At 40.0% G+C, this 18391-nt stretch carries 10 protein-coding genes; 7 read left to right on the forward strand and 3 right to left on the reverse strand.

The genetic code is table 11. From position 1 onward, the window contains the following. Positions 1–2392: family 43 glycosylhydrolase (locus H5232_RS14465; protein WP_182831111.1), on the reverse strand; the 2392-nt coding region annotated here is incomplete at its 3' end. 526 nt (positions 2393–2918) lie between these two features. Next, entirely contained in the window at positions 2919–3881 is a 963-nt protein-coding gene (locus H5232_RS14470) for a glycoside hydrolase family 43 protein (RefSeq protein ID WP_182761410.1), read from the reverse strand. Positions 3882–4429: 548 nt separating this feature from the next. Here H5232_RS14470 and H5232_RS14475 point away from each other — a divergent pair. The 6 genes from H5232_RS14475 (at position 4430) to H5232_RS14500 (ending at position 16124) form a co-directional block, all read left to right on the forward strand. Then, positions 4430–7264: a TonB-dependent receptor gene (locus H5232_RS14475; protein ID WP_182761409.1), complete on the forward strand. Its 2835-nt coding sequence runs from the start codon at positions 4430–4432 to the stop codon at positions 7262–7264. A 513-nt stretch (positions 7265–7777) separates the two neighbouring features. Then, positions 7778–10609, forward strand: coding sequence for a TonB-dependent receptor (locus H5232_RS14480; protein ID WP_182761408.1), 2832 nt, complete (start codon positions 7778–7780; stop codon positions 10607–10609). A gap of 300 nt (positions 10610–10909) precedes the next feature. Beyond that, positions 10910–12247, forward strand: coding sequence for an MFS transporter (locus tag H5232_RS14485; protein ID WP_149980054.1), 1338 nt, complete (start codon positions 10910–10912; stop codon positions 12245–12247). Between the two features lie 14 nt (positions 12248–12261). Further along, positions 12262–13206: a glycoside hydrolase family 43 protein gene (locus tag H5232_RS14490; protein WP_182831112.1), complete on the forward strand. Its 945-nt coding sequence runs from the start codon at positions 12262–12264 to the stop codon at positions 13204–13206. 22 nt (positions 13207–13228) lie between these two features. Further along, a complete protein-coding gene (locus tag H5232_RS14495) occupies positions 13229–15679 on the forward strand; it encodes a glycoside hydrolase family 127 protein (RefSeq protein ID WP_182831113.1) in 2451 nt (816 codons plus the stop codon). A 10-nt stretch (positions 15680–15689) separates the two neighbouring features. Next, complete coding sequence (locus H5232_RS14500; RefSeq protein WP_182761407.1) at positions 15690–16124, forward strand: FKBP-type peptidyl-prolyl cis-trans isomerase; 435 nt, start codon at positions 15690–15692, stop codon at positions 16122–16124. 98 nt (positions 16125–16222) lie between these two features. On the opposite strand, the gene H5232_RS14505 is transcribed toward H5232_RS14500, so the two are convergent. Further along, a complete protein-coding gene (locus tag H5232_RS14505) occupies positions 16223–17233 on the reverse strand; it encodes an arabinan endo-1,5-alpha-L-arabinosidase (RefSeq protein ID WP_149980056.1) in 1011 nt (336 codons plus the stop codon). Between the two features lie 102 nt (positions 17234–17335). Between H5232_RS14505 and H5232_RS14510 the strand changes: the two genes are divergently transcribed. Beyond that, positions 17336–18364 (forward strand): family 43 glycosylhydrolase, encoded by a 1029-nt coding sequence (locus tag H5232_RS14510; protein WP_182831114.1) that lies wholly within the window; start codon positions 17336–17338, stop codon positions 18362–18364. Positions 18365–18391 lie beyond the last annotated feature (27 nt).

Genomic DNA, 18391 nt, shown 5'->3' on the forward strand with positions numbered 1-18391 from the left:
GTGCAAAGTTACCCGTTGCATTACTAAAAAAATCAGCGCGTGGCATTGATCCTGCTAAAACCCCATCACGGTAAAGTTTAGCTTCGCCGTTGGCATAAGTGATTGCAACATGCGACCAAGTAAGCGTTGCCGGGGTTGCAGAAATGATTTGGTTCCACTGTTCAACACCCGCATCATCTAAATATTTGCTCCATAGCATTGGTGTGGTTGTAAAATGAGTGTTACCAGGGATCAAGCTCATCCATCTATCAACAGTCGTAGTGGCGAAGAATGATGGTGAAAAATCAGTTAAAACCGTTGGTTTCAACCAATAAGAAACAGTGTATGCACTTGATTGAATAAAGCTATCAGGTAATCTGACACCTGTTGCACCATCAAAACTAAATGCTTGGCCTGTTTGCCCAGCAGCATACGCTTGATTACCTGCGCCGGTGTTTAACAAATTATTATCAGTAGTTGTGGCACTTGGTAAATTTCCTAAGCTATCTGTGAGCGCATTTTCAAATGAATAATGTGCTATCGCATTTTTAAACTCAGGACGTGCGGTTAAATTAACTGTAAATGTTTTACTCGTGGTTTGGCCGTTTAGCTCAATATTGGCTGTGAGCGTCACTGATTTATTACCACGGTCTGGGGTTGGAATAAATACTGCACCGTCGCTACCTATGTAATATTCATCACTACTTTGCCAGCTGATTTGTGCGCCATCTTTACCAAGAGTTGGTAATGAGTAACCTTCATCTGCAATACTTAACTCAGTTTTAATATCCAACGCTTGAGCAACAGTGGCAAGGATATCGCTTGTTGCCGTAATATCGTCAACTTTAGTTGCCCAAACCGTTGCTCCTTCACTTGATACTCCCGACAGCGTTGGTACAAGTGCTTTATTGGCATCATCCCATTGCCATTTAGCGACGGCAAAGTAAGTGCCAGATTCTAATACTAGTTTAATATTGGTATTAGAATCATCGCTAGGATACCAAGTACCAGGATCGCTGCCTGTTACTGAGTTATCAGCATTAAGTGCAATGTGAGTTGAACGAATAGCACTGGTATTAACGGTTGTACCATGGTTTATGAATTTGTAATAACCTTGGATTTCGTCCATCGATAGTACATTCTCACCATTGAGTGGAACATAGCGTTGTGGTGAAAGTACAGGCCAACCAAGTTGGTTAATGAACATTTCATGGGTTCGTACTTGGTGTGCTTCAGCACTTTCTGGAAATTCAGTAGAGCTTAATGGGAAGCGAGTGTGAGTGACAAATAAATGTTTGCCCGATGCCTGATCATAATACGCTGAGTTATGACCCGGTGATTGATAACCCCAAGCTGGTGCTGTTTCTCCGAGCTCTTGGGTATATTCAAAACCACCTAATAGTTTTTCACCTATTTCAAGGCCGCCTGCAGAGGCAATATCGTTGCCCGCATTATCTAAATAAGGACCTTGTGGGTTCTTTGAACGTGCAACACGTACATTATAACCATCATTAGCAGCAAATCCTGCAACTGAGTAAAAAAGATAGTAGTAATCACTTTCAGGGCTATACATAGTAAATGCACCTTCCATAGCACGGAAGTCACCACCGACTAGTTTAGTTCCATAGCCTTGTCCTGCTTCAGGCATGCCTGTTGTTTCATCTATAGCAAGTACAAATATCCCGCCAGAGTATGAACCGTACACCATCCATAAATTGCCATCTTTATCATAAAAAGCGGCGGGGTCAATGGCATTGGGATCTACAGCGCCAGCCCATGTTGTTTGCCCATTATCTAATGGATACTTAGCAAATTCATCATCAGTACGGTAGCCGCTGCGTAAAAAAATGCCTTTATTTTTGTATGGACCTTCAATAGAGTCTGCTTCTGCAAGACCTAAATAAGAGCGATTAAAGCATACTTCATCAACAGTGTTAGGTGTATCTGGATTATCTTGAGCGCAATGATTGTAGTAAAACCAAAACTTGCCGTTGGGTGCTTTAATTACATCAGCAGCCCAGTTACCGGTAAAGCCATCAGTCCATTCAATACCCTCTGCAATTTCGGTTGTGTAATTAAAATCAAACAACGGGCTTTCATTTACAGCACTGTTTGCTGATAAACTTGAAATCATTTCCCAGTTCATTAAATCGGTCGATTTAGCGGCAGCTAAATGTGAGCCAAAAATATAATAAGTATCATCGACTTTTAAAACCGACGGATCATGCACGGCAACATTAGTCACTGTTACATTGCCATTGTTGTTAAATTGTACACTGCTACTTACAGTTGGCTTTGCGGTTGCAGTAGGTTGTGCCGCTAATACGCCTTCGGGCGCTGAATTGCTGTCTGAACCGCATCCTGTAACAGCTAAAGCGCAGCTGATCACCATCGCTAATCTGGTTAGTTTCATTTTTTAATGTCCTCTTATAACTGGGATTTTTGTTATTTAATGTTGTCAATAAAATTGCTGTGCACCTAACGTAAAATAGCAACTACGTAGTATTGTAATTTTATAGTACTATTTCAAATGTGCAAATACTTTTGCAAAAGTAATTGTTATGTAAATAAAAAGTGCTTTATTTACAATGCTTACAGCTGTGTTTCAATTATCATCAAGCAATGATTTGCGACGATTTTTCGCTTATTTACAGCAAGTAATGTAAGTATTACGCGAAAATAGAGGGGGTTAACCAGATCTCAGGTAAAGGTATTTACGAATGCTTTGATTTAAAATTATAAAGGTTAATAAAGTGTCTACCTAGAAAGTTATCAGGGTTCACTAGGTGAGTTTACGCGTCAGGCACTTACCTATTGCAAGTTAACTCAACGCAGTTAGCGTTGAAAATCGTCTTTGTAAGTAGATTTATTCACCAGCGAACAATTTTTTAAACCACAGTGATAGGGGCTCTGCAGTGAGAGCCCATTCGTTGACTGAGTTATTTGTCTTTACTCAACCCTTCAGTGGTCATGATGATACGCTGTAAGGTACCATCATCATTGTAGATAAGTGGTTCAATCGCAACTGAGCGACGAAAACGTCCGCCACTTGGCTTGCCATCTTTTGGTGGTACTGCACCTGTATGGTAAATAAAGTAACTTTTACCTTTAAACTCGATAATTGACTGATGATTAGTCTCGCTGTTACCAGCAATCTCATTCAGAATCCTCTTATACTGCCAAGGGCCATGGATACTTTTACTCATTGCGTAGCAGATTTTTTCTGGGAATTCACAGGCATAAGACACGTAATAGTATTCATCTTTCTTATGTACCCATAGCGCTTCGGTAAAGTTTGGTAAATCGATGGTTTTTATTTCACCGTCTAAACTTAGTAAGTCATCGCTGAGCTTCACGTATTTAGGTACAAGGTTACCAAAAAATAGATAAGCATCACCATTTTCTTCTACGTAGATGGCCGGATCGATATCATCCCAATCATTCGGTGTTTGGGTGGTCATATCATTAGTAACCAATGCATGACCTATAGCGTCTTTAAATGGTCCGGTAGGAGATTTCGACGTTGCGACACCAATTGCAAAACCAGGTTTAGTTTCATCATGGCGAACAGTGGTGAAGAAATAAAAGGTGCCATCACGTTCAATCATATGCGCTGCCCATGCATCGCCCTTAGCCCATTTAAAGTCAGTGGCTTTCATTATTGGGCCATGCTTTTTCCAATTCACCATATCGGTTGATGAAAAAGCAAGCCAGTCATGCATCTCAAAGAAAATATCATTATTTGGGGCAACATCATGACCGGTATAAAGATAAACTGTGTCCTTATGAACTAATGCCGCAGGATCTGCGGTGAACACGTCGGTAAATAATGGGTTTTGTGCTGCAACCATACCGCTCGATAAGAGTAATGGTAACGCAAGGGCTGTTAATTTATTTTTCATATGTATCCTTATAGATGGTGTAAGCCAAAGTGTCTGCGCTTATGTGTAGTTTTAGTTAATTCATGGCAGCTGTGAGTACTAAAAATTAGTAAAAGTACAATAAAAAACACCATTAATTGTATTATTGTATTTTTATTGTGATGACATCAGCATAACCGAGGTAAATATATAGTTGCAATGCATTTATATTTTTACACAGTATTAATGTGATTGTTATTCGCATTGTCGACTTTAAGTTTTTGAATTGCATAGCCTTACCTTTTTAATTGTTAGGTGGCTAGATGAAACAAGCTAATAAATCAACTATTTCAATGGAGTGGGTGTTAACTACTCTTTACAGGTTATTTGAATTTGTTGTTTTTTGAGTTGACCCTTAAATGGTCATACAATATGATTAAAGTCCGAGTGTTAATCTATATACATAGTAAATGTAGATATCTCGTATACTGTTTTGACAACATACAATGGGCAATGCAGTGGTCACTCTTCGGTAACTTAATTGGATAGTTCAGAGTTCCGATATAACTATAATTTGGAGAACACCGCTAATGTTTAAAAAAACACACATAGCCAGTGCAATAGTTTTGGCATTTTCATGCCAACTGTCTTATGCACAGGATGAAGTAACAAATACACCGCCAGATAGCACTGATGATATCGAAGTTATTCAAGTATCAGGCATTCGCGGTAGCTTAAACAAAGCGTTAGATGAAAAACGCGCTAGCGTACAAATTGTTGATGCGATTGTTGCCGAAGACATTGGTAAATTTCCTGACAATAATGTCGTTGAAGCACTACAGCGAGTTTCAGGTGTACAAACTACCGGCCGTGGGGGCGGTGAAGTCAGCAGTGTATCAATTCGTGGTCTAAGCGATGTTCATACTACTGTAAATGGCCGTGATGTTTTTACCGGCTCAGGTCGTGATGTGTCGCTGCAAGATATTCCTGCTAGCTTACTCTCTGGTGTTACCGTATATAAAACGCGATCGGCAAAGCAAGTTGAGCGTGGTATAGCTGGCTCGATTGATATTAAAACTCAGCGTCCATTTAACTTTGATGGTAAAAAAGTAGTACTAGCAGCACGCGGTATTTATTCAGACCAACCTGACAAAGTTGACCCTAATTTAAGTATGTTATTAAGTAATCGTTGGGATTTGGATGGTGCGGGTGAGTTTGGTGCACTGGTCAATGTTTCCTATTCTAAAACGCACTACCGCGATGATACATTAGCTGCAGGGGCTGCATTACCCTATTTCACAAACCAACCAGCTACTGGTTTTAGACCTTATTCTCCAATTCCTAGAACGTTAGGAGCACCGGGTAACGAAACCTCTGTTTGGCAGAGCTTAGAAAATGGCCTACCAACAACACCAGGTTCAGCGCTTGATATAAATGGCCAGTCAGCAGAGTATTTACTTGGCCGTGACGCTGTTTTTGGTAACTCTTTTAGCGGTGAACGTAAGCGCCCAGCAATAACAGCCTCATTTCAATGGGCACCTAATGATACATTAGAGTTAACGGCTGAAGGTTTTTATACTGGCTATCGTAATGAGTCACAAAATTCATTATGGCATGCGTTTAGTTACAATGATAACGTCGGCATTGAAACACCGGTTACTTACGATGACACAAATGTCATAAAGCAAAGACAAACCCTCGGCGCAGATGGTTTTGTAAGTGGTGATGCTACTTCTCAAAAAACAGACACGTATTTATACGCATTGGGTGCGAAGTGGCAAGCATCAGATTATCTGACCATTAATAGTGAACTGGTATATCAAAAAAGTGATTATGAAAGCGACTTTTTAGCAATGCGCTTTAATCGCGCAACTTTTCCTACTCTAAACGTTGATTATAATAATGGTGGGGGTGTACCCGCAGTCGTATACGAAGACGATCCTAATACACCTGTAAATGAAGCTGATATGAGCGCTGTTGCAAACTGGAATGCTGCTGATCTATATGACAATGGTGATGGCAACAGTGGTGACTCAATTGCGTTTACGTTTGACGCAGAATATTTATTTGGTGGCACATATATTGATAAAGTTTCTTTTGGTGGGCGCTACGAAAAACGTACTGCAGAAGCATTCACCCGTACTCAGAATAAATATCAACCAACATCGCTAACTAATTTCATGAGCCAGTTAGTTGAAGCAGGTGTAAGCGATGACGGATCTGGGCTTATCTATCAGGTTGATGATTACTTTGATGGCCGAGCTAACGTTTTCAATAACTTTATCGCAGCAGATGGTGGTTACTTACTTGATAATGTAGATGCTGTTCGCTCTGTCTATGGGTTTAACAAAGAAGATAAGTATAAAACGTTTGATATTGAAGAAGATTCTTATGCTTTATATAGCACAATGAATTTTTATCTCTTTGAAAATATTAGCGGTGAGGTTGGTGCTCGTTATGTGAAATATAATCAAGATATGAAGTTTCAATCACTATTATCTAAGAATCCTGCTCAGTATGACCAAACCGTTGAATCAGAAAGTATCAATAAATTGCTACCAAGTTTATCTCTAAACTGGAATATTACAGAAGATATTGTCGGGCGTGTTGCGTATACAGAAACACTAAGAATGCCTAATTACGCTGATTTAAGCTCTGTGGCACGTTACGAAGATCCAATTACTAAAGCGCAAGAATATGGTACCGGTAGTACTGGTAATCCTAATTTACAAGCTACTGAGTCAAAAAATTATGACCTATCGCTAGAGTGGTATTTTGCTGATACAAGTTCTTTATACGCGTCTTACTTTAAGCGTGAAATTGATGGGTTAGTCATTTCATCACGTAGAAATGTTGTACGCGAAGGCGATGATGGTGAAACTCGTCCATACGTTGTTAGCTTTCCTGGTAATGCGTCAGATGGTGAATTATCTGGTCTCGAGTTAGGATTAGTCTATTTCCCAGAAAATCTGCCAGCCGTTCTTGATGGCTTAGGTATGCAGGCAAGTTACACTAACTTAGACTCTTCGCAGGACACTCCTGACTTTGATTCGCTAGGTAATATTACTGGTTATACTGAAACAAGTATGACAGGCGTTTCTGATGAATCAGTTAGTGTCGTTGGTATTTACGAGCGAGAGTCATTTGATATGCGTTTGTCATACTTATGGCGCTCAGCGTTTTATAGCGGAACAACGGATGCTACTTTTGCGAATCCATTACAAATATGGAATCGCCCAGAGCAAAGTTTAGATTTTCAGGTTAGTTATGATGTAAGCGAAGAGTTAACGGTTACATTTGATGCTACTAACTTGTTAGATGATAAGTATCAAACTTATTATGGAGAAGGTAACGAAAATCTATTTAATGCGGGAAGTAGTATTTTTTCTCGTACATTTGCTTTAGGTGCACGGTATTCATTCTAATGTAAATTAGAGTATAAAAAGCCCCGATAACCTCGGAGTTTTTTTATGCTTATTCATATTATACAGAAAATTATTCCCATTGCTTGTAAAGCTAATTGTTTCGTCTTTTTTGTTTCCCCGTACTTGGAATTACCGATCTTAATATATGTTATAGCTATGGAGCATTGGCATACCCTTTCAAGTGAGTTGTTTATTTGTAGTATAATAATTATTTGATTTAGGATGAGTTATATTTCACTTTTTGATACTTCTATCTTTCCCGTAAGATTATATTTCATCAACCAATTGTTTTTTATGGCCTTGTTGCCAAGATTTGTTTTTTTGATTTTTATTTAACATTTATTTATTTTTATCAGTTGACTGTTAATTAATCATACAATATTATCAATGTCAGACAGCAAATAATTAACATAATAAAAGGCAACCTTAATACAGGCTCTGACAACAAGTTTGTAAATAAGGGGAAGCAGAGGGTAATAGCCTTCTGGGGAAAACAAATGGAGAACACCACTCATGTTCAAAAAAACACACATAGCTAGTGCAATAATCATGGCTGTTTCATGTCAGTTTGCATATGCGCAGCAAGAAGATAATGCATCGGTAAATGCTGAGAAAGACGACATTGAAATTATTCAGGTTTCTGGTATTCGTGGTAGCTTAAATAAGGCACTGGCTGAAAAACGCTTTAGTACACAAATTGTCGACTCTATTATTGCAGAAGATATTGGCAAGTTCCCAGATAACAATGTAGTTGAAGCACTACAAAGGGTTACTGGTGTACAAACCACAGGCCGTGGTGCTGGTGAAGTGAGTACTGTGTCTATTCGTGGTCTAACGGATGTTCATACTACGGTCAATGGTCGAGATATTTTTACCGGTGCAGGGCGCGATGTTGCACTGCAAGATATTCCGGCGAGCTTACTATCTGGCGTAACAGTTTATAAAACGCGATCAGCAGATCAAGTCGAGCGAGGTATTGCGGGTTCAATCGACATTAAAACAAATCGCCCGTTTAACTTTGATGGCCAAAAAGTTGTTTTAGCTGCACGTGGTATTTACTCCGATCAACCAGATAAAGTTGACCCAAATATTAGTGCACTGCTAAGTAATCGTTGGGAAATTGACGGCGCTGGTGAGTTTGGTGCACTGTTTAATGTGTCGTACTCTGAAACCAATTATCGTGATGATACGATAACTGCAGGTGCAGCGTTTCCATTTTTTACTAATAATCCGCAAGCAATGTACTCTCCTTATTCACGTATTCCTGAATATGACTCGCAAGGAAACAAGGTTTGGCAGATTGGTCAAGAGAACGGTTTACCTAATACTCCAGGGTCTAAACTAAACGTTGAAGGTGAGCCGACAGAGTATTTAATAGCACGTGATGCTATCTTTGGTACGTCATTTACTGGTTTACGTAAACGTCCAGCAGCTTCTATCTCGTTGCAGTGGGCACCGGTTGATACTTTAGAAATAACCGCCGAAGGTTTTTACACCGGGTATGAAAACGAGTCACAAAATGCGATGTGGTTTTCAAACACGTTTGAAAACGGCAATGGCAATATTGAAACACCAACTATTTTCGATGGCACTAATGTAGTTAAAGAAAAACAAGCGATTAATGCAGGTGGTTTCCAAAGTGGTGATTTCTCATATGGTAAAACAGATAGTTACTTATATGCACTAGGTGCACAGTGGCAAGCTAGTGAATATTTAACAATTAACACTGAAGTTGTTTATCAAGAAAGTGAATTTGAAACTGATTTTTTTGCAATGCGCTTTGACCGTGTAGCCAAAGGGTTAAATGTTGATTTTAATGATAATGACGGAGTTCCTGGGATTGCATTTTGGGATGATCCTAACACCGCAGTAAATGAAGCTGATATGGCTGCAATACAAAATTGGAATGCGGGTACGGTGTATGATAACGGCGGTGGTAATCGCGGGGATTCTACGACATTTACTTTTGACGCTGAATATCTTTTTGGTGGTCGATTCATAGATAAAGTGAAATTTGGCGGTCGCTACGAAAAACGCACAGCTGAAGAGTTCACTCGAACAAATGAAGGTGGGATTGGTAATACTAGTGTTGAAAGTTTAATTCAACAATTGGCCGCAGCAGGAGCTACTGGTGATGGATCCGGTATTGTATTCCATGTGGATGATTACTTCGATGGCAGGGCAGATACATTCAGTAACTTCGTTACCGCTGATGGTGGTTACATGCTTGATAACGCTGGTGCAGTACGCAACGTGTATGGTCTAGAAGCCGAAAATGTTTATAAAACCTTAGATATTGAAGAAAACTCGTATGCATTATATACAACCACTAATTTTTTCATAACTGAAAATATAAGTGGGGAATTTGGGGTGCGTTATGTCAAATATGAGCAGGATATGGACTTCACAGCAGAAACTGGAACAAATACTAATATTTTTGATTCAAGCTCTGCGAGCGCAGACGTCAGTAAATTACTGCCAAGCTTAGTTCTAAACTGGAATATAACCGATGATGTGATAGGTCGTTTTGCTTACACTAATACCTTACGTATGCCTAATTTTGCAGATTTAAATGCCTTGCAGTATTTTACGGATCCTCTTACAGAGGGAACTAAGAATGGGACGGGCACAGGAGGGAACCCGCAATTACAACCTGAAGAGTCGACAAATTATGATATCTCTTTAGAGTGGTATTTTGCCGATTCAAGTTCACTTTACGCAACTTATTTTTTACGAGAAATAGATAGCCGAATAGTCCCAGGGCGAAAAGTTGTGATGCGACCTGATAAGAATGGTGACATTATTCCTTACGCGCTTAGTGCCCCTGTTAATGCAAGTGAAGGCGAATTATCTGGTTTGGAACTTGGTTTAGTATATTTCCCGGATAACTTGCCTGAAATGCTAAATGGGCTTGGTCTGCAAGCAAGTTTTACCGCACTAGATTCATCTCAAAAACTACCTGAGTATAACAACGATGGAACCATTAGCGGTTATGTAGATTCAAGTATGGCTGGTGTATCTGATCAATCATATAGTGTGGTGGGTATTTATGAGCGAGATTCGTTCGATATGCGCTTATCGTATGTATGGCGTTCAGAGTTCTATACCGGTAACGAAGCGGCTATTTTTGCTAATCCATTGCAATTTTGGAACCGTTCAGAACAAAGTTTAGATTTCCAATTTAGCTATGATGTAACAGATGATTTTGTGGTGACTTTTGATGCTACAAATATACTCGACGATGTGTATCAAAGTTATTATGGTGAAGGCAACGAAAACATCTATAACTTTGGTAACGGTATATATTCACGCACTTTTGCAATTGGTGCCCGTTATTCTTTCTAAGTTTATATAATCTTTAAAGTACAAAACCTCGACTTTGGTCGGGGTTTTTACTTATCAACTCATTGAATTAATTTAACTTGTATTTATTCGCTCTGAGATAGTTGAGCTTCCAAAATTATGATTCGTCGAAAAGAGTTGCGATCCTATTAGTATGATAATACTATCAATGAAGTTATCATTAAATTTACAATAATAAGCAATACAATGGTCACCAGTGTGATAAAACAAAGAATAGGTGACCTTTATTATTTTAAATATGGCGTATTAAGGTACTACATATTTTAAAAATCAGGTAGTTGTATGGAAAATCAAAAGTTATCAGTGGTAGAAAAAGTCGGTTTTGGTGCCGGTGATATGGCAGTAAACGTTATGGTTGCTGCATTATTTTATTTTATGTCGTTTTTCTACACCGACATTTATGGCCTCGACCCTGTTGATATGGGTATTTTATTTTTAGTTGCACGTTTTGTTGATGCGTTTACTGACCCATTAATGGGCGTGATTACCGATAAAGTAAAAACTCGCTGGGGGCAGTTCCGCCATTGGTTCTTATTTTTATCTGTGCCATATGGTATTTCAATCGTCCTGCTATTTACCACTCCAGATTTTGATTACAATATGAAGTTGGTGTGGGCTTACCTTACTTATTTATTTGCCACCTTGATGTTTACCGGTGTAGCAATTCCTTATATTTCGTACATTGGCGTATTAACCGCAGATCCTAAAGAACGTTTATCAGCGAATGGTTATCGGATGTTTTTTGCCAAAATAGCCAATGTTATTATTGTATTTTCTGTACCTTTACTGGCATCAATGTGGGGCGGTGGCGATATCGCTCATGGTTATAAACTGGCAATGATTTTAGTGTCTACCTGTGGTGTAGCATTGTTTCTGTTTTGCTTTTTTACTACTCGTGAACGTATTACTCATGAACCACAAACCGAAAGCATACTGACCCAATTTAAAGTGCTGATTAAAAACGATCAATGGTTGCTGCTATGCGCCGCATGTGTGCTTGGTACTTTAGGTTATGCAATTCGTGGCAGTGTGGCTATGTACTACGCTAAGTACTATTTAGGTGCTCCTGATCTGGCGGGTACTTTTACCAGTGCAGGTATCGCAGCATCAATAGTATCTATGGTGGCAAGTACGTGGATCACCCAACGTTATTGTAAGTTAAAACTATTTAGATGGTCACAAATCGCAGTGTTGTTTATTTCGCTGATAATGTTTTTTGCAGTGCAACCTGGTGACATCTGGTTGGCCTTTGTGTTGTATATCATTTTATCTTTCGTGGTTGATTTGCATGCACCGGTGTTTTGGTCCGCGATTGCAGAAGCGGTTGACTATGGCGAAATTAAAGACGGTGTTAGGGCATCAGGTTTGTCATTTGGCGGGATTTCATTTTGCCAAAAAGCCGGTGGTGGTTTAGCGGGTCTTGCCGGTGGTTTACTGTTAGCTTTTTTTGATTACCAGCCAAATATTGAACAAAGTCAATTTACCATGACTGGATTAGCATTAATGCTGACCATTATTCCTGGTGTGTTTCATGCCATTTTGGGCTTTGTGCTATTTAAATACAAAATTACCGATAACTATTATACCGATATGGTTAAAAACCAGCGGTTACCAGAATAATTTTAGGAGCATTTATGTCAACTTTACCTAAACCTTTGATCCCACAACGTGCTGATCCATATATTCATAAGCACACAGATGGTTATTATTACTTTACCGCGTCAGTGCCTGCCTATGATGGCATTGAACTGCGCCGTGCAAAAACCCTAGAAGGGCTTGCAACTGCAACGCCAAAAATGGTCTGGATGAAGCCACAAACAGGTCCATATTCTGAGCTTATTTGGGCTCCTGAGATCCATTTTAATGATGGCGCTTGGTATGTTTATTTTGCCGCAGCACCGAGTCGTGAAATTAAGCACGATTTATTTCAGCATCGTATGTATGCAATTAGCTGTAAAGATGCGGATCCGATTGAGGGCGAGTGGCAGTTTTGCGGTCAAATTGAAACCCCATGGGATACTTTTTGTTTAGATGCCACGACTTTTTATCATAATGATGAGCTTTATTATTGCTGGGCACAAAAAGAACCGGGTGTAAAAGGTAACTCAAATCTGTACTTGGCAAAAATGTCATCACCAACAGAGATCACTGGCGAAATCACCCGTTTAACCATCCCTGAACTTGATTGGGAAATAATTGGTTTTTGGGTGAATGAAGGCCCTAACGTACTTAAACGTAACGGTAAAATATTCTTAACGTATTCAGCCAGTGCCACCGATGAAAACTATGCTATGGGCTTGCTATATGCGGACCTAGATAGTGATTTATTAGATATAAATAGCTGGACTAAAGTGCAAGAGCCAGTATTTCGTAGTAACGAGCCTAAGTCGATGTTTGGCCCCGGGCATAACAGTTTTACGCAAGATGAAAATGGTAACGACGTGCTGGTTTATCACTGTCGTCAATATACTGAAATTGAAGGTGATCCACTGTGGAACCCAGATCGTCATAACTTCACAAAATCACTAAATTGGGATGATAACGGTATGCCTGTTTTTGGTAAGCCTGGCGAACAATAAAAATAACAAAAGGACTCTGTGTATGTTTGTTTTAGCAGTAAAAAAATTACCACACGTTATTAGTTTTTCTCTTGCGGTAATGTTGTTATCGGCTTGCAGCGAACACCCTAATGCAGATGATAAAACTGTTAATACGCATCATACACAGCGCACACCACAACAACTTTTTGCACTTGAGCAAGTTAGCTTAAGTGCAAGCCCATTTTTACATGCCCAGCAAACTAACGTTCGTTATTTATTGGCATTGCACCCAGATCAATTATTAGCCCCTTACTTACGTGAAGCTGGTATCGAGCCCAAAGCGTCATCTTATGGTAATTGGGAAGACTCGGGGCTTGATGGTCACATTGGCGGTCATTATTTATCGGCGTTAAGCCTTGCGTGGGCTGCAACTGGCGATGAAGAACTAAAGCGCCGTTTAGATTACATGTTAAATGAGCTACAACGCGCACAACAGGTTAATGACGGTTATTTAGGAGGCATACCAAATGGTCAAGCGATGTGGCAACAAATCCATGATGGCAATATTAAAGCCGATTTATTTAGTTTAAATGATCGTTGGGTGCCGCTTTATAACATAGACAAAATTTTCCATGGCTTGCGTGATGCTTACTTGATTGCAGGCAGTGAACAAGCAAAAACCATGCTGTTTGATTTAGGCGAATGGTTTTTAAACTTAACCTCTAAGTTAAGCGAGCAGCAGATTCAACAGATGCTGTATTCAGAATATGGCGGTTTAAATGCGGTATTTGCCGATATGGCGACGATCAGTGGCGATAAGCGTTATCTCAAATTAGCGCAACAGTTTACTCAAAATAGCATTGTCGATCCGCTGTTAAAAAAACAAGATAAGCTAACTGGCTTACATGCTAATACCCAAATTCCAAAAATTATTGGTATGTTGAAGGTCGCTGAGGCCACTGATGATAAAACGTGGCAACAAGGCGCAGATTATTTTTGGCAAACAGTGACTAAAGAGCGCTCAGTGGCCATTGGTGGTAACAGTGTGCGTGAGCATTTTCACGACAAAAAAGATTTTACCGCGATGGTTGAAGACGTTGAAGGCCCTGAAACCTGTAACACGTACAACATGATGAAACTCAGCAAGCTGCTGTTTCTGAAAACCGCGGACACTCGCTATTTAGAATACTACGAGCGCGTAACCTATAACCATATTTTATCGTCACAACATCCTGAGCACGGTGGGCTTGTGTACTTTACGCCAATGCGTCCTGGGCACTATCGTATGTATTCATCGGTACAAGATTCAATGTGGTGTTGTGTCGGTTCGGGTATCGAAAATCATAGTAAATACGGTGAGCTGATCTACAGTAAAAATGACGATAACTTATGGGTAAATCTATTTATTCCAAGTACGCTTGATTGGCAGCAACAGGACTTAAAAGTAACTCAACAAAGCCATTTTCCGGATGCTAATAATATAACCTTAGTGATTAACACATTAGATAAAAAACATAACTCATCAGCGCAGCTGCATATTCGTAAACCAAGTTGGGTTACTGATGAATTGCAGTTTAAGCTTAATGGCAAAGCAATAAATGCCACTGCAGAGCAGGGGTATTACGCAATAAAACATGACTGGCATGATGGCGATAAATTAACTTTTTCTTTAGCGCCAAAACTGTACACAGAGCAGTTGCCTGATGACCAAGATTACTATGCGGTATTGTATGGTCCTGTGGTAATGGCAACCAAAGTACAAGCGTTTAAAAATGAGCATTTAAACTTTGTTGCTGATAACAGTCGCATGGGTCATATTGCAGCAGGGCCTACCTGTCCACCCGAAGCACTGCCTATCATGCTCAGTGAACCCGAGCAGTTTATTGCTGATTTAAAGCGAGCCCCTAGCGCAGAACTTGCATTTACCACAGATAAAAATGTCGCCATTGCTCAGCAGGGGATAGGGAGCACACAAACAACTCAGTTAATTCCGTTTTTTAGGCTTCATGATAGTCGCTATCAAGTTTACTGGCCGCAGCAAAGTGAAGCCGAATTTACTCAATTTGTTAAAGATTCAAAAGCGGCTGAACAAGCAAAAGAGCAATTACGATTATTGACCGTTGACCAAATTACACCGGGCGAGCAACAGCCTGAAGTTGAGCATGACTTTAAAGGTGAAAATACCCGTGCAGGTGTTAATAACGGCCATCATTGGCGTGATGCAACAGGTTGGTTTGAATATAAGCTAACTAACTCAGAGCAGCAGGCAGTTGCACTGCGTATCCGTTACTTTACTGCAGATGTTGGACGTAAGTTTACTATCACAATTAATGGTGAGGTGCTGGCAAAAGTTAGCTTACCTGCTAAGCAAACCGGTGCAGAATTTTACAGTATTGATTATCCATTAACTGATGAAATGAAAAAAGCTAGCTCATTAACACTGCGCTTTAGTGCAATAAAAGGATCGGTTGCTGGTGGTATTTACGGTATTCGTTTAATCAATAATAACTAGTAGGACGAGTATGAGTTTACAGCATTATGACGATGTGCATTCTAAAGTGAGTGTTCGGCGCTACCCGCTCGCAGAGCAATACATAACACAGCCTGGTGTGCATGTAACCGGCTCGGGTTTAATGTATCGAATTATTGAACTGGGAAGTGGCGAACCACCTTCATGGGATGCTACTGTTAAGGTGCAGCAACGCGTGATGACTGCAACAGGGCATGTGCTTTATGATACGCGGCAAATCGAGCAAGTGGCTGAGTATGAGATAGCAGAAGCAATTGAAGGTTTGCAAGAAGCACTCATGCTGATGCCTAAAGGCAGCCGTTATGAACTTTTGATTTTACCGCATCTAGCCTACGATATTTACAGTGTGGCACTGAATGAATCTTTAGCGACAAGCAGTGAGCAGCTTATTTTTATGGATATTAAACTCATTGATTTTAGCGAGTAATATTGGTGCTAGAGCAGTAATTCTTGTGTTAATAATGCGATATATCAAAACAAAAAACCTGCAAAAAATGCAGGTTTTTTAGTGGCTGTTCTTAAGTGTTACTTCTCAATCAGCTTAGTGGTGCGCTTGTTTAGATCTTTGCTATCAACTACTGGCCAGTTATCGTCCCAAGTCATCGGTAGAATACGTAATTTTTGTAAACCGTTATCAGCCGTTTCGTAAGCATGAAGTACTAAGTAATCTTTACCGTCAAAGGTATAAGCGGCATTATGACCAAGCGCTACCCAGTCTTTATTACCTTCGATCACCAGCGAACCACCGCCATTATTTAAGTCACGGCCTTCTTTATCAAGGTATGGGCCTTCTACGTTTTTACTGCGCCCTACACGGACATTGTAAGTGCTGTCTAAACCTTGGCAGCATTTATCAAACGACACAAATAGGTAGTAATAGCCATTCTTTTTAAAGATATATGGTGCTTCTACAGGTCCGTGTTCAGTGTTAGGGCGTGCTGAAATGCTATGCCATTCTTGTGGTTGTGCCAAACGTACCATATCATCGTCAAGTTTCACTAATTTAAGACCGCCCCAAAACGAACCAAAGCTCATCCATGGTGTACCATTGTCATCTTCAACAATCGCTGGATCTATGGCATTCCAGTTATCACGCTCAGGCACAGACTGTATAACTATACCGTGATCTATCCATTTATAATCTGGTGATTTAGGATCTAGAGTTTCGTTAACCGTTACACCGATCGCCGAGGTGTTTTTACCAAACGCAGACACAGAATAATAAAGGTAAAACTTGCCATCTTTTTGGTATACATCCGGCGCCCAAAGGTGGCCACCAAAGTCACTGGCAACTCGTTTTGCCCAGCTCGGCTCGTCTTTAAATACGCGCCCGGTAAGCTGCCAATTTTTCATGTCTTTGGATTCGTAATACGTGATCCCCATACCCGTGCTAAAGACGTAATAGGTATCGCCTTCTTTGGTCATTACAGGGTCGTGTACTTCAACTTGTTTAGCCATGGTATTACTTGCTAAACAAAGTAATGTGCTTGCACCGAGCAGTTTACATGTATGAGCGAACTTTTTTGCGTGTTTCATAGTTGCCTACCTTTTTATTTTAATCATTAAACTTATCAGCTACTATAATATATGTAATACAATATTAACAATGGAAATTAAACTATAAAAATAGGAAATACCATGGCCAAGAATCTGATTGCCACTGCAATTGTAAGCGTACTTAGTATGTCATGCTTTTACAGTGTTGCAGAGGCAAATAATAGCCCAACATTAATGCCAATTGATAACCCGATTGTTTTGCAACGCGCTGATCCTTGGTTGGTCCGCGATGAAAAAACCGGTTGTTATACCTTTATTGGTACATCCCCTAAGTTTGACGAAATTGAATTACGTCAAGCTTGTAGACTTAATGACTTGAAACTAGCAGAGCCAAAAGTGATTTGGCATAAAAATGAAAAAGGCCCAATGAGTACCAATATTTGGGCACCAGAGCTACATAAAGTTGATGGCAGTTGGTATATTCATTTTGCAGCGGGTGATGTAGAAAAGCCGTTTAGTATTCGTATGTTTGTGCTTAAAAATGACAACAAAAATCCGATGAAGGGCCAATGGCAAGAAATGGGGCAATTAAAAACCCACCTTGATAGTTTTTCGTTGGATGCCACAACATTTAGCCACAACGGCAAACGCTATTTAGTTTGGGCACAACAAAACCAACCCGCAACGTACAACTCTGCATTGTGGATTGCACAAATGGACTCACCAACATCGATAAAAGAGCCAATAGTTAATATTTCAGAGCCAACACTTGATTGGGAAATTCAAGGCTATAAGGTGAATGAAGGTGCAGCAGTCATTAAGCATGGCAATAAAGTCATGTTAACTTATTCTGCCAGTGCCACCGATGATCGCTATGCAATGGGCTTGTTATGGGCCGATGCAGATGCTGATTTACTCGACCCCGCAAGCTGGCATAAAAAGCCACAGCCAATTTTTGCAAGTAACGAAAAAGTAGGGCGCTTTGGTCCAGGTCACAATAGTTTTGTAAAAGCAGAGGACGGTGTTACAGACTTACTAATTTACCATAGCCGTGATTATAAAGAGTTACAGGGTACACCCTTAACAGATCCAAATCGCCATGCGCGTGCACGCGTAATAAAGTGGGATGACCAAGGATTTCCTATTCTTTCGCCAGAGTTTCCGGACTAATTATAGAGCTGATAATAAAAAAGGAGC

Origin of the sequence: Pseudoalteromonas sp. SG41-5, from assembly GCF_014164495.1 — a bacterium.
Classification (GTDB): Bacteria; Pseudomonadota; Gammaproteobacteria; order Enterobacterales; family Alteromonadaceae; genus Pseudoalteromonas; species Pseudoalteromonas rhizosphaerae.